The sequence below is a fragment of the Sphingobacterium sp. UBA7038 genome (genome assembly GCF_002494055.1).
Lineage (GTDB): Bacteria > Bacteroidota > Bacteroidia > Sphingobacteriales > Sphingobacteriaceae > Sphingobacterium > Sphingobacterium multivorum.
Genome location: NZ_DLAV01000034.1, coordinates 1 through 22358, shown reverse-complemented (window position 1 = coordinate 22358; position 22358 = coordinate 1). Strand labels below are relative to the sequence as shown.

21 protein-coding genes and 1 pseudogene are annotated in these 22358 nt (G+C 39.6%); 16 read left to right on the top strand and 6 right to left on the bottom strand.

Annotated elements, in window-relative coordinates:
- The first annotated feature begins 261 nt into the window (after positions 1-261).
- From B3H30_RS20520 to B3H30_RS20510, 3 genes are all read left to right on the top strand, one after another.
- Positions 262-657 (top strand): DUF3244 domain-containing protein, encoded by a 396-nt coding sequence (locus B3H30_RS20520; protein ID WP_088160807.1) that lies wholly within the window; start codon positions 262-264, stop codon positions 655-657.
- Positions 658-769: 112 nt separating this feature from the next.
- A complete protein-coding gene (locus B3H30_RS20515; protein WP_088160806.1) occupies positions 770-1729 on the top strand; it encodes a helix-turn-helix domain-containing protein in 960 nt (319 codons plus the stop codon).
- Between the two features lie 579 nt (positions 1730-2308).
- Positions 2309-2656 (top strand): hypothetical protein, encoded by a 348-nt coding sequence (locus B3H30_RS20510; RefSeq protein WP_088160805.1) that lies wholly within the window; start codon positions 2309-2311, stop codon positions 2654-2656.
- Between the two features lie 59 nt (positions 2657-2715).
- On the opposite strand, the gene B3H30_RS20505 is transcribed toward B3H30_RS20510, so the two are convergent.
- The 3 genes from B3H30_RS20505 to B3H30_RS20495 are packed head-to-tail and all read right to left on the bottom strand — an operon-like array spanning position 2716 to position 8534.
- A complete protein-coding gene (locus B3H30_RS20505; RefSeq protein ID WP_286768326.1) occupies positions 2716-4095 on the bottom strand; it encodes a RagB/SusD family nutrient uptake outer membrane protein in 1380 nt (459 codons plus the stop codon).
- Positions 4096-4105: 10 nt separating this feature from the next.
- Positions 4106-7174, bottom strand: coding sequence for a SusC/RagA family TonB-linked outer membrane protein (locus B3H30_RS20500; protein WP_088160803.1), 3069 nt, complete (start codon positions 7172-7174; stop codon positions 4106-4108).
- A 7-nt stretch (positions 7175-7181) separates the two neighbouring features.
- Positions 7182-8534: a TlpA family protein disulfide reductase gene (locus tag B3H30_RS20495; RefSeq protein WP_088160802.1), complete on the bottom strand. Its 1353-nt coding sequence runs from the start codon at positions 8532-8534 to the stop codon at positions 7182-7184.
- A 631-nt stretch (positions 8535-9165) separates the two neighbouring features.
- On the opposite strand from B3H30_RS20495, the gene B3H30_RS20490 reads away from it, so the two are divergent.
- From B3H30_RS20490 to B3H30_RS20480, 3 genes are all read left to right on the top strand, one after another.
- Positions 9166-9582, top strand: a complete 417-nt coding sequence (locus B3H30_RS20490) for a hypothetical protein (RefSeq protein WP_088160801.1) — start codon at positions 9166-9168, stop codon at positions 9580-9582.
- A 127-nt stretch (positions 9583-9709) separates the two neighbouring features.
- The gene (locus B3H30_RS20485; RefSeq protein WP_286768327.1) at positions 9710-10612 is read left to right on the top strand and encodes a response regulator transcription factor; all 903 of its coding nucleotides are present in this window, start codon (positions 9710-9712) and stop codon (positions 10610-10612) included.
- Positions 10613-10753: 141 nt separating this feature from the next.
- Positions 10754-11632: an RteC domain-containing protein gene (locus B3H30_RS20480; protein WP_088160799.1), complete on the top strand. Its 879-nt coding sequence runs from the start codon at positions 10754-10756 to the stop codon at positions 11630-11632.
- Between the two features lie 556 nt (positions 11633-12188).
- On the opposite strand, the gene B3H30_RS20475 is transcribed toward B3H30_RS20480, so the two are convergent.
- Genes B3H30_RS20475 through B3H30_RS20465 form a run of 3 tightly spaced genes read right to left on the bottom strand, consistent with a single transcriptional unit; the run spans position 12189 to position 14599 of the window.
- Positions 12189-13139, bottom strand: coding sequence for a hypothetical protein (locus tag B3H30_RS20475; RefSeq protein ID WP_088160798.1), 951 nt, complete (start codon positions 13137-13139; stop codon positions 12189-12191).
- A 16-nt stretch (positions 13140-13155) separates the two neighbouring features.
- Entirely contained in the window at positions 13156-14145 is a 990-nt protein-coding gene (locus tag B3H30_RS20470) for a hypothetical protein (protein WP_286834838.1), read from the bottom strand.
- On the bottom strand, positions 14138-14599 hold the full coding sequence (locus B3H30_RS20465) for a hypothetical protein (protein ID WP_286834837.1): 462 nt from the start codon (positions 14597-14599) through the stop codon (positions 14138-14140). Before B3H30_RS20465 ends, B3H30_RS20470 begins: the two co-directional genes overlap by 8 nt.
- Before the next feature lie 1074 nt (positions 14600-15673).
- Between B3H30_RS20465 and B3H30_RS20460 the strand changes: the two genes are divergently transcribed.
- The 10 genes and pseudogenes from B3H30_RS20460 to B3H30_RS20415 all read left to right on the top strand — a co-directional run.
- Complete coding sequence (locus B3H30_RS20460; RefSeq protein ID WP_088160796.1) at positions 15674-16654, top strand: toprim domain-containing protein; 981 nt, start codon at positions 15674-15676, stop codon at positions 16652-16654.
- 638 nt (positions 16655-17292) lie between these two features.
- Positions 17293-17706, top strand: coding sequence for a plasmid mobilization protein (locus B3H30_RS20455; protein ID WP_088160794.1), 414 nt, complete (start codon positions 17293-17295; stop codon positions 17704-17706).
- Between the two features lie 16 nt (positions 17707-17722).
- Positions 17723-18922: a relaxase/mobilization nuclease domain-containing protein gene (locus B3H30_RS20450; protein WP_088160793.1), complete on the top strand. Its 1200-nt coding sequence runs from the start codon at positions 17723-17725 to the stop codon at positions 18920-18922.
- Positions 18858-19583 carry a ParA family protein gene (locus tag B3H30_RS20445; protein WP_232475721.1) on the top strand — a complete coding sequence of 242 codons (726 nt, stop codon included), beginning with the start codon at positions 18858-18860 and terminating at the stop codon, positions 19581-19583. The genes B3H30_RS20450 and B3H30_RS20445 overlap by 65 nt, the downstream gene beginning before the upstream one ends.
- Complete coding sequence (locus B3H30_RS20440) at positions 19580-19948, top strand: hypothetical protein (protein ID WP_088160791.1); 369 nt, start codon at positions 19580-19582, stop codon at positions 19946-19948. The genes B3H30_RS20445 and B3H30_RS20440 overlap by 4 nt, the downstream gene beginning before the upstream one ends.
- Positions 19945-20292, top strand: coding sequence for a hypothetical protein (locus B3H30_RS20435; protein WP_088160790.1), 348 nt, complete (start codon positions 19945-19947; stop codon positions 20290-20292). Before B3H30_RS20440 ends, B3H30_RS20435 begins: the two co-directional genes overlap by 4 nt.
- Before the next feature lie 3 nt (positions 20293-20295).
- A complete protein-coding gene (locus B3H30_RS20430) occupies positions 20296-20610 on the top strand; it encodes a DUF4134 family protein (protein WP_088160789.1) in 315 nt (104 codons plus the stop codon).
- 34 nt (positions 20611-20644) lie between these two features.
- Positions 20645-20959: a DUF4134 domain-containing protein gene (locus B3H30_RS20425; RefSeq protein WP_088160788.1), complete on the top strand. Its 315-nt coding sequence runs from the start codon at positions 20645-20647 to the stop codon at positions 20957-20959.
- A gap of 252 nt (positions 20960-21211) precedes the next feature.
- Positions 21212-21715: a hypothetical protein gene (locus B3H30_RS20420; RefSeq protein WP_286834836.1), complete on the top strand. Its 504-nt coding sequence runs from the start codon at positions 21212-21214 to the stop codon at positions 21713-21715.
- A 131-nt stretch (positions 21716-21846) separates the two neighbouring features.
- A pseudogene (locus B3H30_RS20415) lies at positions 21847-22358 on the top strand (plasmid transfer protein); the annotation flags it as partial.

Genomic DNA, 22358 nt, shown 5'->3' with positions numbered 1-22358 from the left:
GTATTGGGGTAGTATGATACTCCAACGGCATTAATAATTAATAAAATTCCATTGTCATTTGTTAAATATAGAAAATGATACTACCATAACCTGATCAAAAACCTATATTTAAAAAAACACAATATACAGAAAATAAGAAACTTATAATTTATCAATAATAAAAACCTATACCTAAGAAAATTAAACCTATATATGTAATAGTTCAAAAAACCGCACCAATATATTTGACCACTAAAAGTTAAACCCAACAACACTTTTAGTATGAAAAAACAGATATTATTGATCGCATTATTATCAGGTGTTATTGCTGCTCCTGCTTTAGGAAGTTCACAAATCGCACCGGTTCCCAACAGTGCTTTAATCACCCAATCTGACGAAATTGATTTAAGAGGAAGAATCGAACCTGGTGAAATTCGTAGAATAGGTTCTGCTGTCTCAGCATTTTTGGAAACAACTGTAATTAGATCACAATTTCATTTTGATGGAGGAACATTGCAAATTTCCATTGCCAATGCTACAGGCACTATGGTATATAATCAGACAGTGTCCACTTCAATTGGCGAATTTTTAATACCAATTTCAGGATTTACATCAGGAAACTATTCGATAACATTTACTTCTACCTCAGGTGAAGTGACTGGAGATTTCGTATTATAAAAATTTAAATAATTCAGAGACCATGAATAAAAAACCAAAAATCATGATCTCTGAATTAAAATGCTTTACCAGAGCTTAGATATAAGTTCCCTAATCTGAATTTGGTAATAAAATGCGTAGAACGGTAACATATAAATTCAGTTCCCAAGCAATAACAGCAGATATCTCCGGACGTATTTCTGATTCATCCGGGAAGGTGTTACCTTTTGCTAAAACACAAAAAATTGTATTTCAAGAGGGAGTAATGTATATCCAATATTTCAGCCACTTTCTCTTCTTTCTAGAATTCACAACTTTTGTATTACATAACGATTTAAAAGCTAGCTATTTCAACCAAAAGAAAAGGCTTTTTTTAATTATGATGTTAGAAGGAAACATATTTTTATCAAAAGAAGATGGTACACAAATTTTACAAATAGAAAACGACACTTGTTACACAACATATAATCGTAAAGGGGAATTTCACTACTCTTTGGCTACTGGCAGAACTAGCTTTTGCTACATTATGCCCAGAACAGCATGGCTTGATAGAGCGAAAGGCCATTATCCCCATATTGAACAATTGCTAACTAGTATGAAAAAAGACAAAACAGTGTTTGGCAACCTTTCTCCGTGTCGGATAGATCCAACTTTACATACTTTGTTAGAACAAATGTTCAATTTAACAACCACAAATCCGATTGATTTGGAAATAGAATTGACAAAATACATTCAAGCAATTATTAACCAATATCAATTCTTACTGAATTTAAAATATTCCCAACGTGTTTATCAGATAAAAGATTATATAGAAAACAATTACACTGTTCTCCACTTAAACAATAAAGTCATCGCAAATTTATTTTTTATCACCGAAAAAACTCTCATAAAAACCTTCAAACAAGAATTTGGCATAACACCTCATTATTATCTAATGAACTACAGGATGGAAAAAGCCAAAACATTATTGATTTCGGACCGCATTTGTCCTTCACACGTTTATCCACTTGTCGGCTATTCAGATTTTCATAGTTTCAGAAGACAATTTAAAAAACACTTTGGTTTTCCACCATCTAAATGCTTAAAGCGCTAAGCATAAAAAATATTTTACATGAATTTCAATAAAGTGAACAAAAACAAACATTTATTCACAATAATTATTGAAAAATTCAAAAATTTGGTTTGTTTTTTCCTACTCCCCGGATACTTAATACTCCGAACTTTAACAATACATAAGGGACTATTATAAAGTCTAGATTTAGTCTGCATACCAAGGTACAGGCCATTTCTCGATGGTAATGTTTCGACAAGATAGCTGCCATCTTAATTGCTATCAATATCCGTTGGTATGCTTCACCGGGTCGAGATCGGATGTCGGGGCAGAGACGCACTTACTGCGATAGTACATTGAAAGACATCAGAAAATTGGGAAATCTCCCCCTGTTTAAAAATTGCAGGGGGAGATAGTTTAAAATAATTGAGCAAAAAAGGACAGATACATAAGATAAGAAAGAAAAAATACAACAAAAGAATATTGTATCCAGATAATTTCGCCATTACAACTTCAAGGAAGTTGACTGGCATACAAATAGAATTCCTCCATCGTATGGCTATGAGGTTAAATCGACATACACGTTAGTTCATGAAACTTATAAACTTAAAGTACTTAATTATGAAAACTTTAAAATCAAAATTTATTGCTGGCGCAACAGCGTTAACATTACTATTAGGCAGTTTTTTCATTGTAAACGCTATGGCAAAAAAGGTAGAAGTAAAACAAACAAGCTACAAATGGTTCCAAATTTCATCATCGACTGATTATGACACCAATGAGCCTGTAGCACAGTCGGACGCAGCCTATCTAGGAGAAGGAACAACACCCCCAATGGGCAATAACTGTTCAACTAATAACCCACATCAATGTGTATCGGGATTTAGTTCTGATCAGGTAAACCCTTCTACCAATGAACTGATCGACGACAATCAAGTACCGAAGTCAACGCCACGTACACGAAATTAACGTCACCTGATGACAAAGAAAGGGGGGCCAATGGCTCCCCTTTCTTTGTTTTGCTTAACTTATAGATCTTCGTACCCTGTATTCTGCTCTAGAAATGGATTCGCTGAAAGTTCTTTTTGGGGTATGGGATATACCTTATTTTTTTCTTCCCAGCCACCTTTTATATCTCCTATCACTTCGACAGTCATATCCCAACGCTTTAGGTCAAGCCACCTGTTTCCCCATTCACAGAAAAGTTCCTTACGTCTTTCCTGTACCAAAGTGTCAAAGATTTTGCTTTCGTCCAAAACAGTATTTTTTGTTAGTCCGGATCGTGTCCTGACCATATTCAGATCGTCCGAGGCAGATTTTAGGTCACCGATAAAGAGGTTCGCTTCCGCCCTGATCAGGTACAGTTCCGCTAGCCTCAAGACCGAATAAATCTCCTTGGCCGAACCTCCCGGTCGCCTGTTCCTGTATTTTTGTGGATATTGAACCTCGTTACCTCCTATCTTTTGTTCACCAACCCACAAAACTTTACGCAGATCCCCATCCTCAAAACTATTATATAATTCTTGCCTGATCAGATATGTTGGTGCAACAGCATCAGAAGAAGGAACAAAAAAGTAGCCTTCTGCCGTTTCCCTATCAGAAAGTACAGGAAGCAATGCCCAGATTATCTCCTTACTATCCAATAGAAATACCTTCTCCAGATCTTTTTCAAGGGAAAACTTACCGGAGTTGATAACTTTGTCAGCCTCATTCTTTGCCAAGCTATACTTCTTCTGAAATAAATATACCCGGGCAAGCAATGCTGCTACGGCAAAATAATTTGCCCTCTCGAATTTAAAGGACAGATTTCTTAGCACTTGCTGGGAAAAAAGAAGATCTTCTTCGATCTGTTTATATACATTCTCTTTTACAGTTGCGCCCATGATACGATTGATCGTATAGTCAACGCCCAATACCAAAGGAACATCTCCGAAAATATTGATCAGGTTAAAATAAATAAAAGCGCGCAAGAACTTCACTTCTGCAATAAGGTTGTTTTTAGCACTATTACCGATGCCGGTACTATTGCTGATGCCTTCAATACAGGCATTTGCTTTATAAATATACTCATAGGCCCGGCTCCACAGCGCATAGTTGATGCTATTAAATGGTGATATACTATTAATTTCAAATTCATTTGCTTCTCCTCCTTCCGCGGACAGCCTGATCTCATCGGCACTTAGGCCAGGATAGACAGTCAACGCTCCTCCACCAAAGCTTAATCCAGTCTCATTCACCATAGCAATGTAGATACCTAGGACCGCTTGGCTGGCATTAATGCTATCACTGAAAACTGTTTCAGTCACTAGCTCGTTCTTTGGCAATTCAACGCCCAGGAAATCCTTACACGCACTTAGATAACATGCCATTCCTAGAATGACTCCCATCATTAATCTTTTTATCTGCATAGCCCTATATTTAAAATTTGGCCTGAAAGCCCAAAGTGTATGTCTTTAATGGAGGAACACCGTAAAAACTCTGTGTCTCGGGATCATTCCCCTTATAATTTGTAATTGTAAATAGATTCTGCATCGAACAGAATATTTGGAGCTGTTCCGTGCCGATCCGTCTGAGTACCGCTACCGGAAGACCATAGGACAACGATATTGATTTCAGCCGAATAAACGAAGCGTCGCCATATACGGCATCGGAATCGATAAATGGTCTGGTCGCTCGACCAGCCGGACTACTGCTGTAGGTCGAGAATTTTTGAAATTGAGCAATATCGCCCGGCTTCTGCCATCTGTTAAGGAGCTCGGCGGGCATATTAGCGTTTCCTCCCGGCCGATAGTTATAGACCTGCCCGAGATAATTCTTACCCAGCTGTTTTCTGAATTCCGCCAAGATATCAAGCTGTAGCCTTCCATAACGGAAAGTATTGCTCAGCCCTCCAAAAAAACGTGGATCTGTATTACCAAAATAGCTCAAATCATTAAAATTGCCGTTTTTAGCATCTTGGGGCGTACTGCTTGTCGTACCATCATTTTTATAAAAGCTGAACAATCCAGTTTCGTGGTCTACTCCGGCATATCTGAAAAGATAAAGTGATGAAAGCGACCTCCCTATTGTATAGGTGGTTGCATATGCACTCTCTTCCAAGCCCGGAAAAGAGATCAGTTTATTTTTAGGTACCGTAATATTTAGGCTTGCGGACCAGGCAAAATTCTTCCCCTTGATCAACGACGCTTGGGCAACTATTTCGAAGCCGGCATTCTCAACTATAGCATCCCAGTTCTCTACCACACTTGAAAAGCCTGTCATCATGGGCAAAGTATAATTAACCAGCTGGTTGCCGGTCCTATTCCTGTACCAGGCTAGGGTAAAAAGAAGCCGATCTTTCATGAAGCCAAACTCGGCACCCACTTCCATTTTTTTTGTTGATGCCCAGCTGAAGAGGCTATTGCTTAGATTTACCGGAACATATCCCAAGCTATTGCCGTACCTATAGTCTGTTGGCCGCCATCTAGACAAGTAGTTGTAGTTTCCGGTCGCATCAGATCCGGTTATACCATAGCTCATCCGTAGTTTTCCATAGCTTAGGACAGGTACTAACTTTTTCACGGCCTCTTCCTCGCTAAATAGCCAACCTGCAGCTATCGACCCAAAATTACCAAACTGCCTCTGTGGCCCGAACTTGCTCGAACCGTCGCGCCTAAAATTTATGGATAAAAGATATTTCTTGGAAAGATTGAGGTTGACACGCCCAAAAATTGCTGCATACCGATATATACTTGATTGGTCCTGGGCATTTTTGACTGGCGCGCCAGAGATAGAACCGATCAGCTCGTCACTCAGGTAGCCTGACGCAAAAACCTGCCGCCCTACTTGTGAGCTATTCTGAAAGGTTCCACCTAGCAGTGTTGTAACCTGTAAACTATTCAGATTGAACATATAATTTAACTGTGGCTCCATAAGCCAGGAGGTAAACCGCCCCGCACCAAAACTTGCCTCAGCAAGTGGGTCAAAACCGGGAAAACGAGATTTTTTTGGTGTCGCGCTATACTCATCCGTAGACATGTCGCTGATCCCAAAATTTGTTTTCAATATCAGGTTTTTGACCGGAGTATAGCTCACTACCATATTAGAATTAATAGTATTGGACGCAATTTGGTATTTCTGCAGCAGGTAAGCATATGGATTTACGGGAGCCCCAACTCCATTCAAGGCAGCCCCATTATGATACCAAACCAGTTCACCAGCCTCATTTACTGGTTCTGGATAATTGGGTTGCAGATTTGCTGTCAGCAGTAAGTTTGGGGATAGAGAAGAATTGTTTTTACCATGGTTATAAGAACCTGAAAAATCAAAATTCAACTTTTGATCCTTAGTGCGATGGTGTATCCCTAAGCTCAGTCCAATCTTCCTGTCCGAAAAATTCCCCGGCATCATAAATGTACTATTGTGATAGTTCGTTCCAAAACGAAACTGAGTATCTGAATTCCCCCCGGACAGTCCCGCATTTATAGTGCTGCTAAATGAAGGTTTTCGGAAAAATTCCCTTATCCAATCTATATCCCTTCCAGAATCAAACAACATCAGGTCTGGCGCGTATGTACTGGAAACGGGATCGGCCGAGGGAACACGGTTGTCATTTTTATACGCCTCCTTTCGCATTTCAAGAAATTGTTCCGTATTCATCATTGGCATTGTCTCTCCTAATGAAGCTATTCCCATATTACTGCTCAGTGTTAGTTCCGTTTTTCCGGCTTTACCTTTTTTTGTTGTGATAAGGATCACGCCATTTCCAGCCCTGGCGCCGTAGATTGCCGTAGCGTCCGCGTCCCGAAGCACTTCAATACTTTCGATATCATTTGGGTTAAGTGTATTAAATGGACTAACTCCTCCATAGGAATTATTAAACATGCGGCCCGTACCCGGAGCTGCCATAGATCCAAAACTATTGATATTTTCATTCTGAGGGCCAAATGGTACCCCATCAATAATAAACAGAGGATTGTCCATCGGTACCGCAGCACCAAAATTTGTGTTGATCGTATTCTGGCCCCTTAGCTGCACCTTGAATGAAGAGCCCGGGATACCACTTGTCGACGAAACGACCAAACCCGGCACCCTCCCCTGTAAAAGGGACAAAGGGTTAGAAACCGGTTGCTTTTCTATATCTTCCGCCCTTATTTTTGTGACTGAGCCTAGGTTCATCCTTTGGGTATTCGTACCATACCCGATCACCTGTATTTCATCTAGCGTATTGTTTTTCTCCGTCAAGTACACGTTCATCGTCGAGCGCTTGTCTATGTTCTCTTCCTTCATCTCAAATCCGATACCCGTAAAGACCAATGTGCCATTCGGATCCGTTTTGAGCCGAAATCGCCCGTCTTTATCCGTCAGCGTTTTTAACATCCCCCCTTTCACAGAAACGGTCACTGAAGACAACCTCTTCCCGCCACCATCCATTACCGTACCCGATATCTGCTGGCTAAATCCATACATACCATATAGGATGCTTACAATAATTAAAAGTATTTTCATCGGTTATCTATTTATTTAATGATATGACTGCAACATCCACTTCACGTACTTCCTCGCGCATAACAATACCGTATTGCCGTAGATAGTCCTTTAACATAACTACATCCGTAAGTTCAGGAGGAAGGACCATGGATATCCTCTTTTCAATTCCAGTATCATTTATAAAAGGTATTTTATGCACATCCTCAAGATATTTTGTCAGCTTACCAAATGTGCCGTTGAAAGTTACCGGCAAGCCATTTTGTTCGGTTATATATGTTCCCTTGGGAATAACATTGTCCAACTTCCTCATTTTCGTTTTGTTCCAGGCAGATAAGACCCAACAGTTCAGTTTCCTTTTTTCATAGGTTACTTCATAACCAAAATACCTTTTGAGATCTTCTGCCACCATCGTCCGCACACGTTCGTAGGGAAGCAACGGGGTTTCTATTTCATAGGTAAACAGATTAGAAGGCTTATTTTTATCATTTCTATCCGATAGTATATCTGCGTGCTTTTTTTCATAAATAAGTCTAACTTGAGGAACTTTAGCGAGTTCTGGCATGGCAAATTTGAACAACTGTATCAATGGTCTATTGATAAATGTCATACGTTCGGTATTTTCGCCACCCGTATGGATTCCTATAGGCAGACCATCAATATAGGGACTAATGAACGAACTAAATAATACATCCGGTCTTGATCCTCCGTTCCCATTTTTGAACAATGGATATCTAAAATCATAGGATAACTGTACCCGCTTTTCCTGTTCATATAATGGATTATTTAACAGACTATCCCATTGAATCTGTTCAAAATCATTGCTCGACAGTATATTTACGATTGTATTGTCTTTTATCAATACATAGTGAGGTAGAAATTCGTGTGGGAAGCTAAGATCCATTACCGTATCCTTTACTATTGACATAAGGTCATAGGCTTTCCTTCTGGCAAGCAGAAATTCACGGATAGATTCGGCCGTATTTCTTGTTGAAGTGGAATTTACCAAAAGGTATTGAACTTCGGAAAAATTAGTCTGTAGCTGCGCTATCTTTGGAAAGGACTTGATACAGCTTCCGCACCATGTCGCCCAGAAGTCGAGGATAATCAGTTTTTTGTCACGATAATCATTTAAGGTTATCTGTTCTCTCGCTGACGGATGGTTAACCACCTTTAGCGGTGTGTTCCAGAGCAGCTCTGGGATGGTATCCCCAATCTTTAAGGGTTTGATTTGATCTAGCCCGCCAGCCCCGCTGTCCTTGCGGGGCGACTGGGCCGATAAACTAAACATATAAAAACACAAAGTAGATAGTAGGGCACTTTTTAACAATAGTATTCTAAAATTGGGCAAGAGCTCTCCCGCCCTAAAAAAAATATTCATTTTTTAGGTGTTTTAAAGAGTGACCTCAACAAGTTTTCTTTCCCGCCCGATCATAATCGGATCTTACCTCCTAAAACTGATACAGGTCACGTTAATAATAAATTGATTAATTGGAGAGCCAGACGAACGTTTGAATGGTATTTCACAAGGTTATATAATTGACGTCACGTTGTCCATGGCTATGAAAGCCAATAAATTGGCAAAGCCTGCCGAGCTACTCAGGGGCTGATATCAAGTTTTTGAGAAGTGTTTTTTTAAGATTCATAACTCGTTATTTTATAACGAGCCTTTTAAAAGGAAAAACGGGGTGCGCCTATTTTCCAACTGTTATCAGGCACTACCGCTAGGCCTAGAGTCCAGTCATCAATAGGGCATCACCCCGTGTTTTGCAATAATACAAAATTCCGGGGAGAATTTCCCTATCGCCTTGGACTCTATCAATTGCGGTAGTTTTGATAACAAGGCTCTTGCATATTTATTTTTATCGTAAAAATTTATCTAACCATGAGTAATAAGATTTTGACGATCACAATATAAACAAAAATACAATAATATTATAATCAAATACAACTATTTTACAATTTAAAATACAATTAAACTCAAGCTATATTGCATTATTATAATTATACTATTGGAAAAGGATAATAAAAATATACATAGAGGAAAGATCCTACATGAGATACTGAGAAATCATCCGCGAAGGATTAAAGATATCGTCGAAGATGCGGGTTATAAATATGGTACTTTTTATAAGCATAAGAATAATCCAGAGCTCTCGTATGAAATTATTGCCAAATATGGTAAAGTAATCAGTAGAGACTTATCAGTGGAATTTCCAGAAATGGCTGATTATCCCGCTTTAGCATTAGTAGAAACTTCATATAGAGCTCCTATGGACATAAAAAAAGAGCTGGAAGAGTTAAAAGAAAAGTACTCCATTTTTTTAAGTAAACACAATACTATCCTTGAATCTAATATTCAATTGAGAGAAGAGAATATTAGACTAAAAGAACAGATTGCAGAATTAAAAGCAAAATATCAATCTTAATATAGTCCATTAAAAATCACCAAATAAGCATCAAAACAATAATTAAAAACTGATATAGCATCTAGTAACCTGTACCTCCGCATGTCTTGACCCCAATTTACATGTTATGCAAATAGGTTGTACTGAAATGCATCCCATTATATTGGGAGTAATTGTTATTGAACTAATCATGCTCGGAGCGCAGGTAGCTTACTATTTAAGTAACCCTCTTAAAAATGATCGTATTTGGCATTTGCTTTTCCTCACGCTGCTACTCACGCTTAATATCGTGAATGGCTTTCTTCCCACCCCTGTTTTGGATATACCATTATACATCCAATATATCATTCGTAATGGAATCGGTATTTTTACTGTTTCCTTCTTCCCTATCCAATTTTTCAAAAAGCTTCAGATATTAGATAGGAAGTTTCAAGAAAAAACAGCAATCTCATTCCTTTTAATATTATCTTATCCTATTGTTTTCCTTATTACTTATAATACATTCAATGATCTAGACAAAGCCCATCGATACACGATTCTCTTGCCGTTTTTGAATAACATTACCATTATGGCGCCTATAGGAAAAACCATCTGGAACGTTTATAGAAGAAATATAGACCGGAAAGGATCTCCTGAAGAAATATTAGCTTTTATAATGCTGTCAACATGGTTATTTGTCTATCTTTCCATTCATCTAAACTGGGGGAAAACAATAGAGATCATTTTAATTAATATTGGACCAGCAACATTCAACATTCTCCTTCAGTATAATTACATCAAAACTTTGCGTTATGAACAAACGCATCTTCAACAGGTAAACTCATATGTCCCACAAAAAGAAGTTATCTCTTTCAATTGTAGAATTCATTTGCTTTCTAAAAGAGAGACGGAGATTGCCCTACTTTTATGCCATCGACTCCAACGCCAGCAGATTGCAGACAGACTTTTTATATCTGTACGAACCGTTGACAAACATGTCGAGCGGATATTTCTAAAAACAGGTGTTTCATGCAGAGAAAACCTTCTGGAAAAACTTAATAACTATTCATAGTTCCTTTCCTAAGTACTTAAAATTCAATAATACGTAAGTATTGCGTATACGGATACGCTATACTTACGCTATGCTCAGCCGTAGTTCAGACCTACCTTAGCTTTTAATTAATCTCGTGGTAAAAAATAAACACAGTGCATTATGTGGGCAAAAGAAATTGACAATCTTTATTCTGAAATGTTGGAACAGCTGGAAAAAATCAACGGCTCTATGCATGATTCCGTTGGAAAACTAAGCGTTTCACTTAGCCTAATCCGCCAAACTATGATTTCATTAAGAGAATTCATAAAAGTAAATTCTTTTATCGATGAGGAACAGGAAATTAAATTTTTCAAATACGTAAAACCTCGTTTTGCCGCATGGCAGACTTACTACATTGAATTGCATAATATTATTTCCTCCACCCCAATCGGTACAGATCAAATGATAAAGGATTATTATATAAACGAAATAGCCATAACGGACAGGTTCTTTAAGATAAATGCTTTTTACTTCCAGTATTACTTGAAAGATGAGCATTCAAAAGATAGAATATATTTTCTTCGTAGAAACAGAACTCAGTTTCCGCCCGGCTCAGAGATAATCGTGATTGAATCTGATTTCTCAACTGAACTGGATTATTTGTTCAGCAAATTTCGCGCTTATGAAATGCTAAGGGATTATATTATAAAAAGGGTAAAATTTTTACATCAGGAATCAGATCGCTCCAGGATAAATGAGCTCTCTGATAAAATGAAAAGATCATGGTCGGGCGATAAGATAGAACTGGTAGAGATAGCCTATGGAATTTATTATACCCAAAGATTGAATAATGGAAAAGCTGAAATTTCCGATATTATAGATTGGCTTGAAGAAAGCTTAAATACCGATCTCAGCCAAGCGTACAGGATGTTCGTCGATATAAGAAGAAGGAAAACGATAAGCTATACAAAATTTATCGACGAAATGCGTCATGAAATAAATGTCCACATTGAAGACTCCATTAAATACAGACCAAAATTCAATAGCCAAAACAAATAAACAGCAAATTCTTTAAGGAAAATAAGTTTAAGCAGCTGTTTTTCATTGTCACGAAGGCCCTCAGCATATCATTCTTAAAAAACGTTCGCACCTTTCAGTTATTCCAAACCCTCTTAAAGAGCTCTTAATCCATTATAACCGATCCCTAAAATCATATAACGTAAAAGTCTAACAAGATAAAAATGCGAAGTCCTTTCGGATTTCGCATTTCTAAATCTTAGCACTTATTGTCCCCTGTCGGTTCCTTCTTACAAATCCGACATTTGTTATTATTTTTAAGGACTATTGCTATCGTTAATTGACTTTGGCAATCTTCTGAACAGTATTGCCATTTTCTAATACTTCTGTAGGTTTATAGACCCATGAATGTGGCACTTTGTTTTTAACAAAGACTGCTCCACTATTTTGATCAAGCACAACTGTATTAGACAATCTCTGAGTCGGTATACGTTCAATAACCTTGTATTCTTTGGACGGCCTTTCCTCTTCAATCTTTACATATCAAAAGGATTTACCTTGCAATCCCTAGCGCAAATTTACATCCGTTAATCTACTTTTAAAGCTTGGAAAGATCGACAGTCATAATTCTTTCCTCCAATATATTTTGGTTCCATTCTGCATCTGATAGTTTATTCAAAGGTTTTTGCTGCCTGATCAGTTCATAACCGTTGCCTACATAATCTCTGAAATAAAAATCATAAGAGCCGCCGATAATACCTTTTGTAGGAAGATAAAGAAAACGATTAATCCCCTTTGTCCAATCGTAATAATCGGCTCCATTGGATGACCCAATAGTCCAGAATTGATAAGCGGTACCTGCTGACGTTTTGACTTCCTTTGAAAGATATTCCTTCCAGAGTCTCCATCCAAATCTGTAACTCGGAGCCACCACCTTTTTATCAAATTCAAAGGGTGAGAGTTCGCTTGGAAAAGACTTTTTAAATAGCTCTAGGTATTCTTTAAGTTCGACCTTTGGCTGTTTTAGATTTAAATAACCATAAACTGATGGAAAGGTATTTTCAAAAGAGACAATAGTGAATTTCTCTAACAAAGTATTGGGGGCATAAAAATATTTTTCACCGCTCTTTTTTACAGCAAGGAATTCACCAAAGAATTTTTGGTGATTTCCATATTCCGAACTGCTTGTACTGAAGCTTGGAGCAAAAAGTTCTTCTTTCAATGCTTCTATATCTAGAAGGTTCTTTATTATATTCGGATCTTTGATCTCTTCCCACCCTCTGCCGGTTATCAAATCTGGCAGTACCGAAAACAGAAACAGATTTTTGTTCCGGTCCTCATTTCCAGGAAAAAGAAAGTTGTAGATTTCAACATTATAATCAACCTTGTATAATTCATTTGTGTTTAGCAGGAAGTGTGATCTGATATCTTCTCTAATATCATTCTTTCCATTTAGCAACACATATTTCCGCTCTGAAGCCTCTGTATAGATTGTATGAGTGATCAGCAATAAAAAAAGAATATAGAACTTATTTAGTGAATTTTTCATTTTTAGTATTCGTAAATTATGGACACTTTCGACCCTTGTGCTTGTTTTTTGTCACATCCCGTTCATTTTGATTCAGGATAATATCGTTTGGTAATCTGTTTTCAATGATTCCTGTAGTAACAAGGGCATCGATTACATCATTGCTCAGATTTGGATTAAATGCTTTTAATTCGGATTTCATTAATCCCATAAATGTATCAAACCTGGAATGCATCCCATCATTTCTATAAAAATACTTACTTCCGTCCGGAGATTGATAATATTGAATCTCGGGATATCTTGTATTAAATTGACTGGATCCAAGACGATATTTCTCAGCTTCCAAATAGGCATGCCACACCTCATGGTACATAGTGGTTAACAGATATTCTTGGGTAGAGTTTTGCAAAATAAACTTTGACAGATCTACATGCGCATTATTCGGATGGATGCCCTGTCCGCCCCTTAAACCTCCGTCCTGTAATGGATTGGTATACTCTTTGGCATGAAACGTTAAATTTATCCTGGTCTGGCTACCACCAAATAAACTGTTTAAAAGCTGCGAAAGTTTACTTTCCGATTGCGTGAAATAATCTATTAAACCAACTGCACATGGATAGTCATCAAGCTGATGTTTTACTTTACTGTCTCCATCATCACCTCCATCGCCACCAGTAGATCCACCACCAGTTGGACAGCCACCTCCCACATTTAGCTCAACGATATTAAAAGAATGTACACATTGGACAGTTCCCTGAACTCTTGAAGCTGCCGCCCTTACGCGATTTCCAACATCTATATGGGACATACTGCCCTGTGGGACAATGATTCTTATATTTTGTTCCCAATTAATACTTGCACTGCCACCTACGTCAGCTAATTCTAAATTGAGCTGATCAACTATACTTTCAGGAATAATTCTATTAATAACCTCAGGCGTACATTGCATGGGGTTCAGATTAAAATTTCCGAGATAAAGTCCTGTCACCTCATAGACACAAGTTAAAGGAGCAGAGCCGTTACTCATTTTTTTTTACAGGAAAATTCTCTTGCTGACTTTTCAAATAATCTATTAATATACTATTTTTTGCAAAGGTTTTTAGTCTTGTTTCAGGGAAAGAAAGCTCTTTTAATAAGAATCCCTTTTTTTGTAAATAATGTTCTATACTATCATAAAGTATGTTCCGAGTATCATAATATCCTTTAATTTGTACTTCAATGGGTTTATTGTCTGCTGTGAGTTTGATATCTAAAAATCCTAGACTTTGTTTATTTTTTGTAAACGGCACGTAAATGTGTTCTACTTTGCCACCAACATTATAAATTTTAATACATTCGTTCCAGTTCAATTTTTGAGCTTTTAGACCATTCCTATTTACGGTTGTATTAAAATCTCCAAAGTTCTTTAATTCTTCCATCAATGCTTTAATCAGCCCATCTTCTTTCTCGTAAGTTTGCTCTACTTCAAGCTCTTTATCCAAAATTGTACGGTTACAAGATTGGAACAAGAGCAAAGCTGTAATAAAATAAAATAGCTTTCTTTTAAAAATATCTATTATGAACAGGTTAATAAATTTCGTTCTAATATATTTATGTTACATTAAAGTTTCAACTATTTAAAACATCGTTTTTAAAAGGATTTTATAATCAGGAAGTTATTTTTTTAAAAAATTAAATTTTGCTACCCTTGTATTGTCAAAATCACTTCTGTGCTGTACAACTTATTCTGTAATGTAAGTCTATAATACGACGGTACATTTTCGACAATTATCCTTCCATTTCAGAATTTGTACGACGGTCCTTTTCTTCACGGATAAGAAGTCCTAAATCTCCGATTTCAAACCAAATCACCCCTTCGGGTGATTACCAAAGATTTGATTCAGACGAAATATCTCCTAATAAATCCTTTTCACTGAAGCTAGCCGGCCTAAAGGAACAATTATGATTCAAACTTGAATGAAAATCTAAACATGCCGAAAAATAATTCTGAAAATATTCTCCAATAAGTAAACTCCCCAATAATATAAACTTGGTAAGGAAAACCAAAACATTAATCATTTTGTCTCAGATCCAAACTGAGAAACTGATATTATTTAAATCTAGTTTCGATTTTCAATAAAACCTTCATTTTATAGACTATTATCACTTACACCGATTTATAAATACTTTTCTTTTTGACCGAAAATCAACCCTAGAAAAATCATTACCAAGCTTTCCACCTTGGGAAAACACCGACTGCACCATCACCAATTTTGCTCAATAAAGGAATCGTTCTTTGACATTGTGGGAAGAAGCATTTCCGTATAAAAAACGGAAATTATCGTGCAGTCAACATAGATCATCAGATCTATTTTTGATGAACCGAAGGCAGCCGGTTTCGGCAGGTATGTATTTACCTACGTGTGTATTCCCGAGAGACAGATTAAAGAGTTAGCCTTAATGTAGAGATACATACTCGATAATATCAATAATAGAAAAACAACCCATATACATATCCAAGGGGGCAAAGATTTGCTCCCTTTTTTTATTTCTGAAATATTTTAATCCAGCAATTTATGGAAACACAGCGAAACGCAAAACAGATCAAGGACGAAGTGTCATTGGTTGAGTTCCTTGCTAGGCTCGGCCATCAGCCTACCCACAGATCGGGAAGAGATCTTTTCTACAGGAGCATGCTCCGAAATGAAAATACACCTTCTTTTTGTGTCAACGACCAACTAGATGTATGGTTCGATCATGGAGGGGCTAACCTTTCTGGCATCAAGGGCGGGAACATTATTGACTTTGCTCTGGCCTATTGGCACCCAACAACATTCCTTGAAGTCCTGAATAAAATAAATGATATTATGTCATTACCCATCAGACAGATATCCTCAGATCCTTATCGACAGAAACGGCCCAGATTAAAAGGGACACGCGTCGCTAATTACAAAATCCAGGATATAAAAGAACTCGGCAACAATCCACCAATTACAAAATACCTCGAAAAACGAGGAGTTTTAGAGCAAGCTCAAGGTAAGATAAAAGAAGTATACTATGTTATTGAAAGTGGACCGAAAAAAGGAAGAACATATTTTTCAGCGGGATGGCAGAATGAAAACGGAGGATGGGAATTAAGGAACAGAATTGGACTATTCGAATTCAAAGCCTGCCTCGGTCGAAAAGGAATATCCTTTTTCAATGCATCCTCTGAAAAGCTGTCAATCTTTGAAGGCTTCCTTGACTATCTTAGCTGGCTAAAAGACAATCCTAACGCGGCCGATTCCATAATTGTACTAAATTCTGTGAACCTCCTGGATATTGGAATAGAGAAGGCAAAAACCTACCGCCAGATCAGCGCATATTTTGATCGTGACAAGGCAGGAGAAACAGCTTTTGGACTATTGAAGCACAAACTTCCACATGCAGAAGATTGCTCAGAAGTTTACACGGGTTTTAAAGACTATAACGAAATGCTGCTCGCCAGAAAACCTACTCTCCTTCCCTGGGAAGAAGAAAATATTTATGAGAAAATATTGGGAACCTACAAACGCTAAAATATACCGATTCCATTCACAAAAAGATTCCAGTTTTACAAATTAGCTGATAAGCTTAATATGTAATAACCAGCTTATCAAATATGCAAACATAGTGATTGGCGAGATAAGCATTAGGCTAGTAAGCTCATGATCTGGCTATGTAATTTGCAAATAAGCCATTAAGCTTATTTAGCACTAGGCAAATATGCAAATAAGCCACATAAACATGAGCCAAATAAGCTGATCGTCTAAGAACCTACTTTGCAAATTGGCTAAAAAGCGAAATATACAGATTGCTAATAGGCACTTAAGCCATCCTGAATAATTGTCCATTCCATCTATAAACTGACACCAATGACCGATCTAAACCGAAGCGGCAAATCACGTATAACCTTCATCCCTCACGCAAGCCCCGAAGGCTCCGCCCGCTCACAACGGAGTCTTCATTCAGGCATCAAACCACCTTGTGTTTTGCTCCCTGCAAGTTGTGTTTTCGGGTACCCCGAAAACCACCTTGCCTTTGCCCTGCGGTGCCCCTTTTGGGGAGCTGCAGGACAAAGGGGAAAAACCTTCGCAACTCGGTTTTTCTCTTTTAAAACGTGCTAAAGCAGATTTTAAGGCTAAAGCTTTATCGCAGTTAAGAATAATAAGTTCCAATGAAAAAAGTACAAAAGAAAGTCGGGAGACCTCCAATGCTGAGCGGAAAACGTACGTATATTATCAAAGCTAAACTTACCGAAGATGAATTTAAGGCTGTTCTAGAAATTCAAAAAAGATCCGGGCTAAACCGCATGGAACTGATCCGAAGACGTGTACTGGAGAAAGGTATAACAGGGACAATTAACACAGCTGAACTGCTCAATGCTTTAGATTCCATCGGTAGCGAAATGGGTAGAGCGGGAAATAACATCAACCAGCTTGCCAGACATGCCAACACGATCAATAAACAAGGCCGGTTAAATGAGCAGATCGTAAAAGATTTTAATCTTTTATTTTCGGACTATATCCATTTTCAACAAGAGCTTGAAAAGTTGCTCCGCCATATACTTCGGGCGATGAAACCACGATAACATTTATTCCGCTGTTATGATTGTCAAGATCCTCAAAAAATCAACAACTTTTAAAGCCGTTAATTATAACAGCGGAAAAGTTGACAAAAACAGAGGCGAACTATTGCTTGTCAAGAATTTTGGCGCACTTCAGGGAATGGAGAACCTACGGCCACAGGACTACATCAACTACCTACAAGCTGTCTCCACTCGCAGTACACGAATCAAATACCCCCAGTTCCATGTTTCAATATCCACAAAAGGCCGTCAGCACAGCAAAGAAGAACTCGCGGAAATTGCTCAAAAATGGATGGATGGCATGGGATATGGCGAGCAGCCTTACCTTTTAATCTTTCACAAGGATACCGATAACAATCACGTGCATCTGGTTTCAACCCGCGTGGGAAGGGATGGTAAGAAGATCTCGGACCGCTATGAGAAGCTAAAAGCCTATCGCGTACTAAATCAAATTATGGGAGAAGACCGGGAGCAACAACTGACGAGCCATCTGCAAAAGGCACTCTCCTATAATTACTCTACCCGAGCACAATTTATGATGCTGCTAGAGAATTTGGGCTATACTCTTGTCCGAAAAAATAATATGTACTGCATAAATAAAAATGAAACCGAAATTGGTCAGATCCAGCTATCTAAAGTGGACGAGCGAATCGCTTCGTACCAAAAAGACAAAGCCCGACTGATCCAGATCAGGGCTCTCATCGAAAAATATAAGCATAGCCGTGATCCATCCATCAAGTACAATGAGAATGGATACTACTCAAATCTAGCAGATTTCCTTCGCGATCAATTCGGTCTTCAGTTCGTATTTCACGGCAAGGATGGGAAAGCGCCTTACGGTTATACCCTTTTCGACCACTCAGGTAAGGCCATATATAAAGGAGCCGAGATTATGGTACTGAAAGAACTTATTGCCCCAAAACCTGATCATTTCAGCAGCATAGAGGTGAAAAAACTACCTAAAGAAAAACAGGCTGCTACTTCCAATGAACAGTCCAATCTGACAGCGAGTAACAACAGCAATATTCAACTGGAGGAATCATCCACCGAGCTTAACGGAGGGCAGTCAGCTGATCTGGCCAATGGCGCTCAGGATTTATCCGAATTTGAAATCCCCATACTTACAGTGGATATCAATATTGCAGATGATATCGATGATGAAGCCATCCTGGGGCGAAACCGTCGGCGCAAGCGTAAGTCCCGTACCAACACCAGATAATATTAATTCTTTAAATATCCGAAATATGGTCATTCTGATAGGAAATCAAAAAGGCGGTGCAGGTAAAAGTACACTGACCCTGTTACTAGCCAATTACCTGACTTCAGTGTATGAGCAAAAAGTTACTGTGCTTGACATGGACTATCAGCAGTCCATATCCAGTAAATACGAAAAAGCGAAGATCCTTGAAAATGAAGAACCTTATGAAATCGTCTCGGTCGATCTGGACCAGTTCCCGGTTTTACTGAAAGTACTCACGAAGAATCCAGATGAAACGGTGCTTGTCGACTTACCGGGTAAAATGGATGACGATGATCTCATTCCGGTCATACGTTCCGGCAACCTCATCTTATGTCCTTTTTCCTATGATGAATTCTCCGTGGATTCAACATTGCTATTTGCCATGGTCACAACAAAAATAAATAAAAAGGCTCCACTGGTGTTTATACCCAACAGGCTCAAACCCAATGTACGCTACGACACCCGAACGGAAGTGGATAAAGTGCTGGCAAAATTTGGAGCAATAACACCAGGCATCGCTGACCGCATTGATTTTCAACGCGTAACCACCCTCTATACGCCGGCAATCGTACTGCCCGCCATCCTGCCCATACTTCAATTGATATATGACAATTACATAAATAAGGAGGATCCAAAATGACCGAAATAAAATCGCTCGCCGACAGGCTCCGAAACGAGCTTCGCAGCAGTGAAACCGAAAACAAGACCCAAGAAGCTAAAAACAAAGAAAGCTCGCCCGCTCCCGGAAAAAAGCAAAAAAAATTATCTTCTGACGAATTAAAAGCTGATCTATTTTTTGATGCGATCCTCTCCTTTCAGTTAGAAACTACGGAGAAAAGCCTCATCCGGGTCGATAAAAAGACAATGAACCTGCTCAAACGGATCAAGCTCACAAAAGGAGTCGACATGAACCGCTTCATCGTTTACTGCGTCCACCAATACATTGACCAGCATCCCTGGCTTGCCAATTACATCAATGAAACCCTTAAAAATACAGCATTATGAACTGGACAAATTTCCTTTTAATCCTTACCCTATCCTATTTATTCTATTACGGTCTGAACCTGCTTTACGATCTTTTCATGAACCGAAAACCTTACTCTTCCCCGGGAAAGGATGATACGCTATTTTTTGAAGAGGATATCCAGCCACAGATCATAACCTATACTCCCAGCCCGGCTGCCGATCAGGCCGAAGAAGAAATTGAGCCTATAGTCGCCACAGTGCTTCCAAAGACATCAAGGAACATAAGCGGAAACGTTTTTTCAACTGGTGCAGTAAGCCTGAAAGAACTTTTCAATCTCGCCAAAAACAACCTCATCGAACATACCAGCACCATACCCTATTAAAAGATGTGGCATCGGATTATGTTATGGACGGCAATTGCCGTCCTTTTTTTTGCCTGGCCGATAAATGCTTTCTCACAGCCCGGTATCAATGAATTCTACAGCGCCACAGGTGAAATGCACCGCTGGTATTTCAGCTTCGCGGACCTGGTACTTGTCATCGGAGCCATATCGGGGATACTCGGCGGACTGCGTATCTATGCCAACTGGCAGTCCGGGAAACACCATCACATCGATGCCCAGGTCATGGGATGGCTGTTTTCCTGTCTCTTCCTCACACTAGTCGGTGTCTTTCTCAAAGCCCTCTACGGGATCAATTAACCCATTTTTCATACCCTTTAACTTCTTCTCTCAGATGACAGTAAAAACAAAAAAGCTGTTCGCATGTTCGGTGGCCATCCTCGGTGCAACAAACATGCTTTTGGCACAGACAGCAGGCGGAACCACAGGAATCAATGCAGCAACCTCCTCACTGACAACTTATGTCGACCCTGTCTCCACATTGACCCTGGCCATCGGGGCCGTTGTCGGTATCGTCGGTGGCGTAAGGGTCTACATCAAATGGAACTCAGGTGATAACGACATCAACAAAGAACTCATGGGATGGGGCGGTTCCTGCCTTTTCTTAGTACTCGTTTCAGTCGTCATCAAAGCCTTTTTCGGCGTCTGATCATGAACAGGTATTCCATCTACAAGGGGCTACAGAAGCCCCTTGTCTACCGCGGTTTCAAAGGGAAGTTCATCGGCTGGGGTATCGGCTTCCTGATTATGGGACTGGTCGGCGGAGGTCTCCTGGGGGCACTGTGGCCTCAACCCCAATTACTGGCTGACCTGGGCATGGCACCCCAACTACCCCAAAAACGATCTCCGCCCCCTGAGCAGCTCTGGCGCCCAGACCCAGCGTTTACTCCTTGTCGCGGCCATGCAGCATACCGAAGAGGAATATAAAAAACATGCCGATACGCTGCGCAATACCGCCCTGACTGAAATGGTCAATTATGCAGGAGCGCTGTCCCAGGCAGATCCCTTATGGCAGCTCTATTACAGCAAAGAGTTTCAGCCTTTATTCCAGATCTCTTCCGACTTGGCGCTTTCAGGAACGGAACAACCGGTGAAAGATTACCTGATACGCACCGGCACGCTGGACTGGTACCTGGAAGAAAGTTCTGCCCTTGCTGAACGCCTTGAAATTGCCAGGACAACAAACCTGGACCGCGGGTCGCGCATCATCGCCTACCACCGGATGCTGGGGGAATACCGGAAACTCTATGCTGCATGGGACGCAAAAAAGCAGCGCGCTAAACTGTTCCTATCCCTGACCCGCACAAACGCAGAAGCTAAGCAGTCAGGCCATCCTATCGTACTTCCCCTCGGGCGGACAGACTTCCAGATCGCGGATGATGTACTCCAAAAGTCCAAACTCTAAAATTAAACCCCATGAACCTGATAACAACGCTCACCTCAAATTTCCTGGCACAGGGACAGCCCGTTTCTGTGCCGGACTCCTTTAAAGATACCTTCAACTTCCTTCAGGGTGACGGTGTCTATGAATCGGGCATGATGCACTTTCTCAAACAGATGAAGGAAACCATCTGGACGCATTACGATGCTTTCATCGCTGATGCACAGGCACTCTGCGCTATTTTTATGCTTATTTTCTTCAGTATAAAGATCTATGAAATGATGGCCGGCGATAAGCAGCTCGAAATTATGCCCCTTTTAAGGCCTTTTGGCCTCGCCATGGTAATCCTCTGGTGGCCAACTTTTACGCGCGTTATAGCTTATCCGACTGATATCATCGCCAGTAAGACGGAAGCGATGTTCGATGGGAGCCAGACCGAAGTAAATGACCTGCGTGTCCAGCGCGCCAAATTGATGGTCGATCTCTCTGACCAGCTTTTTACTGTTCAGGCGCAGACCGAAACAGCAAAAACGGAAGCCGACGTCTGGTACAGAAGAGCATGGGATTCGGTCAAATCTACCGTAAAAGAAGGTTTTGCGGAAGTCTGGAACCCGATTGTCGAAATGCGCAACCGCCTCCAGGCCAATCTGGAGTTGCTACCTTTGAG

What these genes read in the sequence shown, in the direction of transcription:
- B3H30_RS20520 (WP_088160807.1), top strand. Translation starts at nt 262, where the DNA reads ATGAAAAAACAGATATTATTGATCGCATTATTATCAGGTGTTATTGCT.
- B3H30_RS20515 (WP_088160806.1), top strand. Translation starts at nt 770, where the DNA reads ATGCGTAGAACGGTAACATATAAATTCAGTTCCCAAGCAATAACAGCA.
- B3H30_RS20510 (WP_088160805.1), top strand. Translation starts at nt 2,309, where the DNA reads ATGAAAACTTTAAAATCAAAATTTATTGCTGGCGCAACAGCGTTAACA.
- B3H30_RS20505 (WP_286768326.1), bottom strand. Translation starts at nt 4,095, where the DNA reads ATGCAGATAAAAAGATTAATGATGGGAGTCATTCTAGGAATGGCATGT.
- B3H30_RS20500 (WP_088160803.1), bottom strand. Translation starts at nt 7,174, where the DNA reads ATGAAAATACTTTTAATTATTGTAAGCATCCTATATGGTATGTATGGA.
- B3H30_RS20495 (WP_088160802.1), bottom strand. Translation starts at nt 8,534, where the DNA reads ATGAATATTTTTTTTAGGGCGGGAGAGCTCTTGCCCAATTTTAGAATA.
- B3H30_RS20485 (WP_286768327.1), top strand. Translation starts at nt 9,710, where the DNA reads ATGCATCCCATTATATTGGGAGTAATTGTTATTGAACTAATCATGCTC.
- B3H30_RS20480 (WP_088160799.1), top strand. Translation starts at nt 10,754, where the DNA reads ATGTGGGCAAAAGAAATTGACAATCTTTATTCTGAAATGTTGGAACAG.
- B3H30_RS20475 (WP_088160798.1), bottom strand. Translation starts at nt 13,139, where the DNA reads ATGAAAAATTCACTAAATAAGTTCTATATTCTTTTTTTATTGCTGATC.
- B3H30_RS20470 (WP_286834838.1), bottom strand. Translation starts at nt 14,145, where the DNA reads ATGAGTAACGGCTCTGCTCCTTTAACTTGTGTCTATGAGGTGACAGGA.
- B3H30_RS20460 (WP_088160796.1), top strand. Translation starts at nt 15,674, where the DNA reads ATGGAAACACAGCGAAACGCAAAACAGATCAAGGACGAAGTGTCATTG.
- B3H30_RS20455 (WP_088160794.1), top strand. Translation starts at nt 17,293, where the DNA reads ATGAAAAAAGTACAAAAGAAAGTCGGGAGACCTCCAATGCTGAGCGGA.
- B3H30_RS20450 (WP_088160793.1), top strand. Translation starts at nt 17,723, where the DNA reads ATGATTGTCAAGATCCTCAAAAAATCAACAACTTTTAAAGCCGTTAAT.
- B3H30_RS20445 (WP_232475721.1), top strand. Translation starts at nt 18,858, where the DNA reads ATGATGAAGCCATCCTGGGGCGAAACCGTCGGCGCAAGCGTAAGTCCC.
- B3H30_RS20440 (WP_088160791.1), top strand. Translation starts at nt 19,580, where the DNA reads ATGACCGAAATAAAATCGCTCGCCGACAGGCTCCGAAACGAGCTTCGC.
- B3H30_RS20435 (WP_088160790.1), top strand. Translation starts at nt 19,945, where the DNA reads ATGAACTGGACAAATTTCCTTTTAATCCTTACCCTATCCTATTTATTC.
- B3H30_RS20430 (WP_088160789.1), top strand. Translation starts at nt 20,296, where the DNA reads ATGTGGCATCGGATTATGTTATGGACGGCAATTGCCGTCCTTTTTTTT.
- B3H30_RS20425 (WP_088160788.1), top strand. Translation starts at nt 20,645, where the DNA reads ATGACAGTAAAAACAAAAAAGCTGTTCGCATGTTCGGTGGCCATCCTC.
- B3H30_RS20420 (WP_286834836.1), top strand. Translation starts at nt 21,212, where the DNA reads ATGCAGCATACCGAAGAGGAATATAAAAAACATGCCGATACGCTGCGC.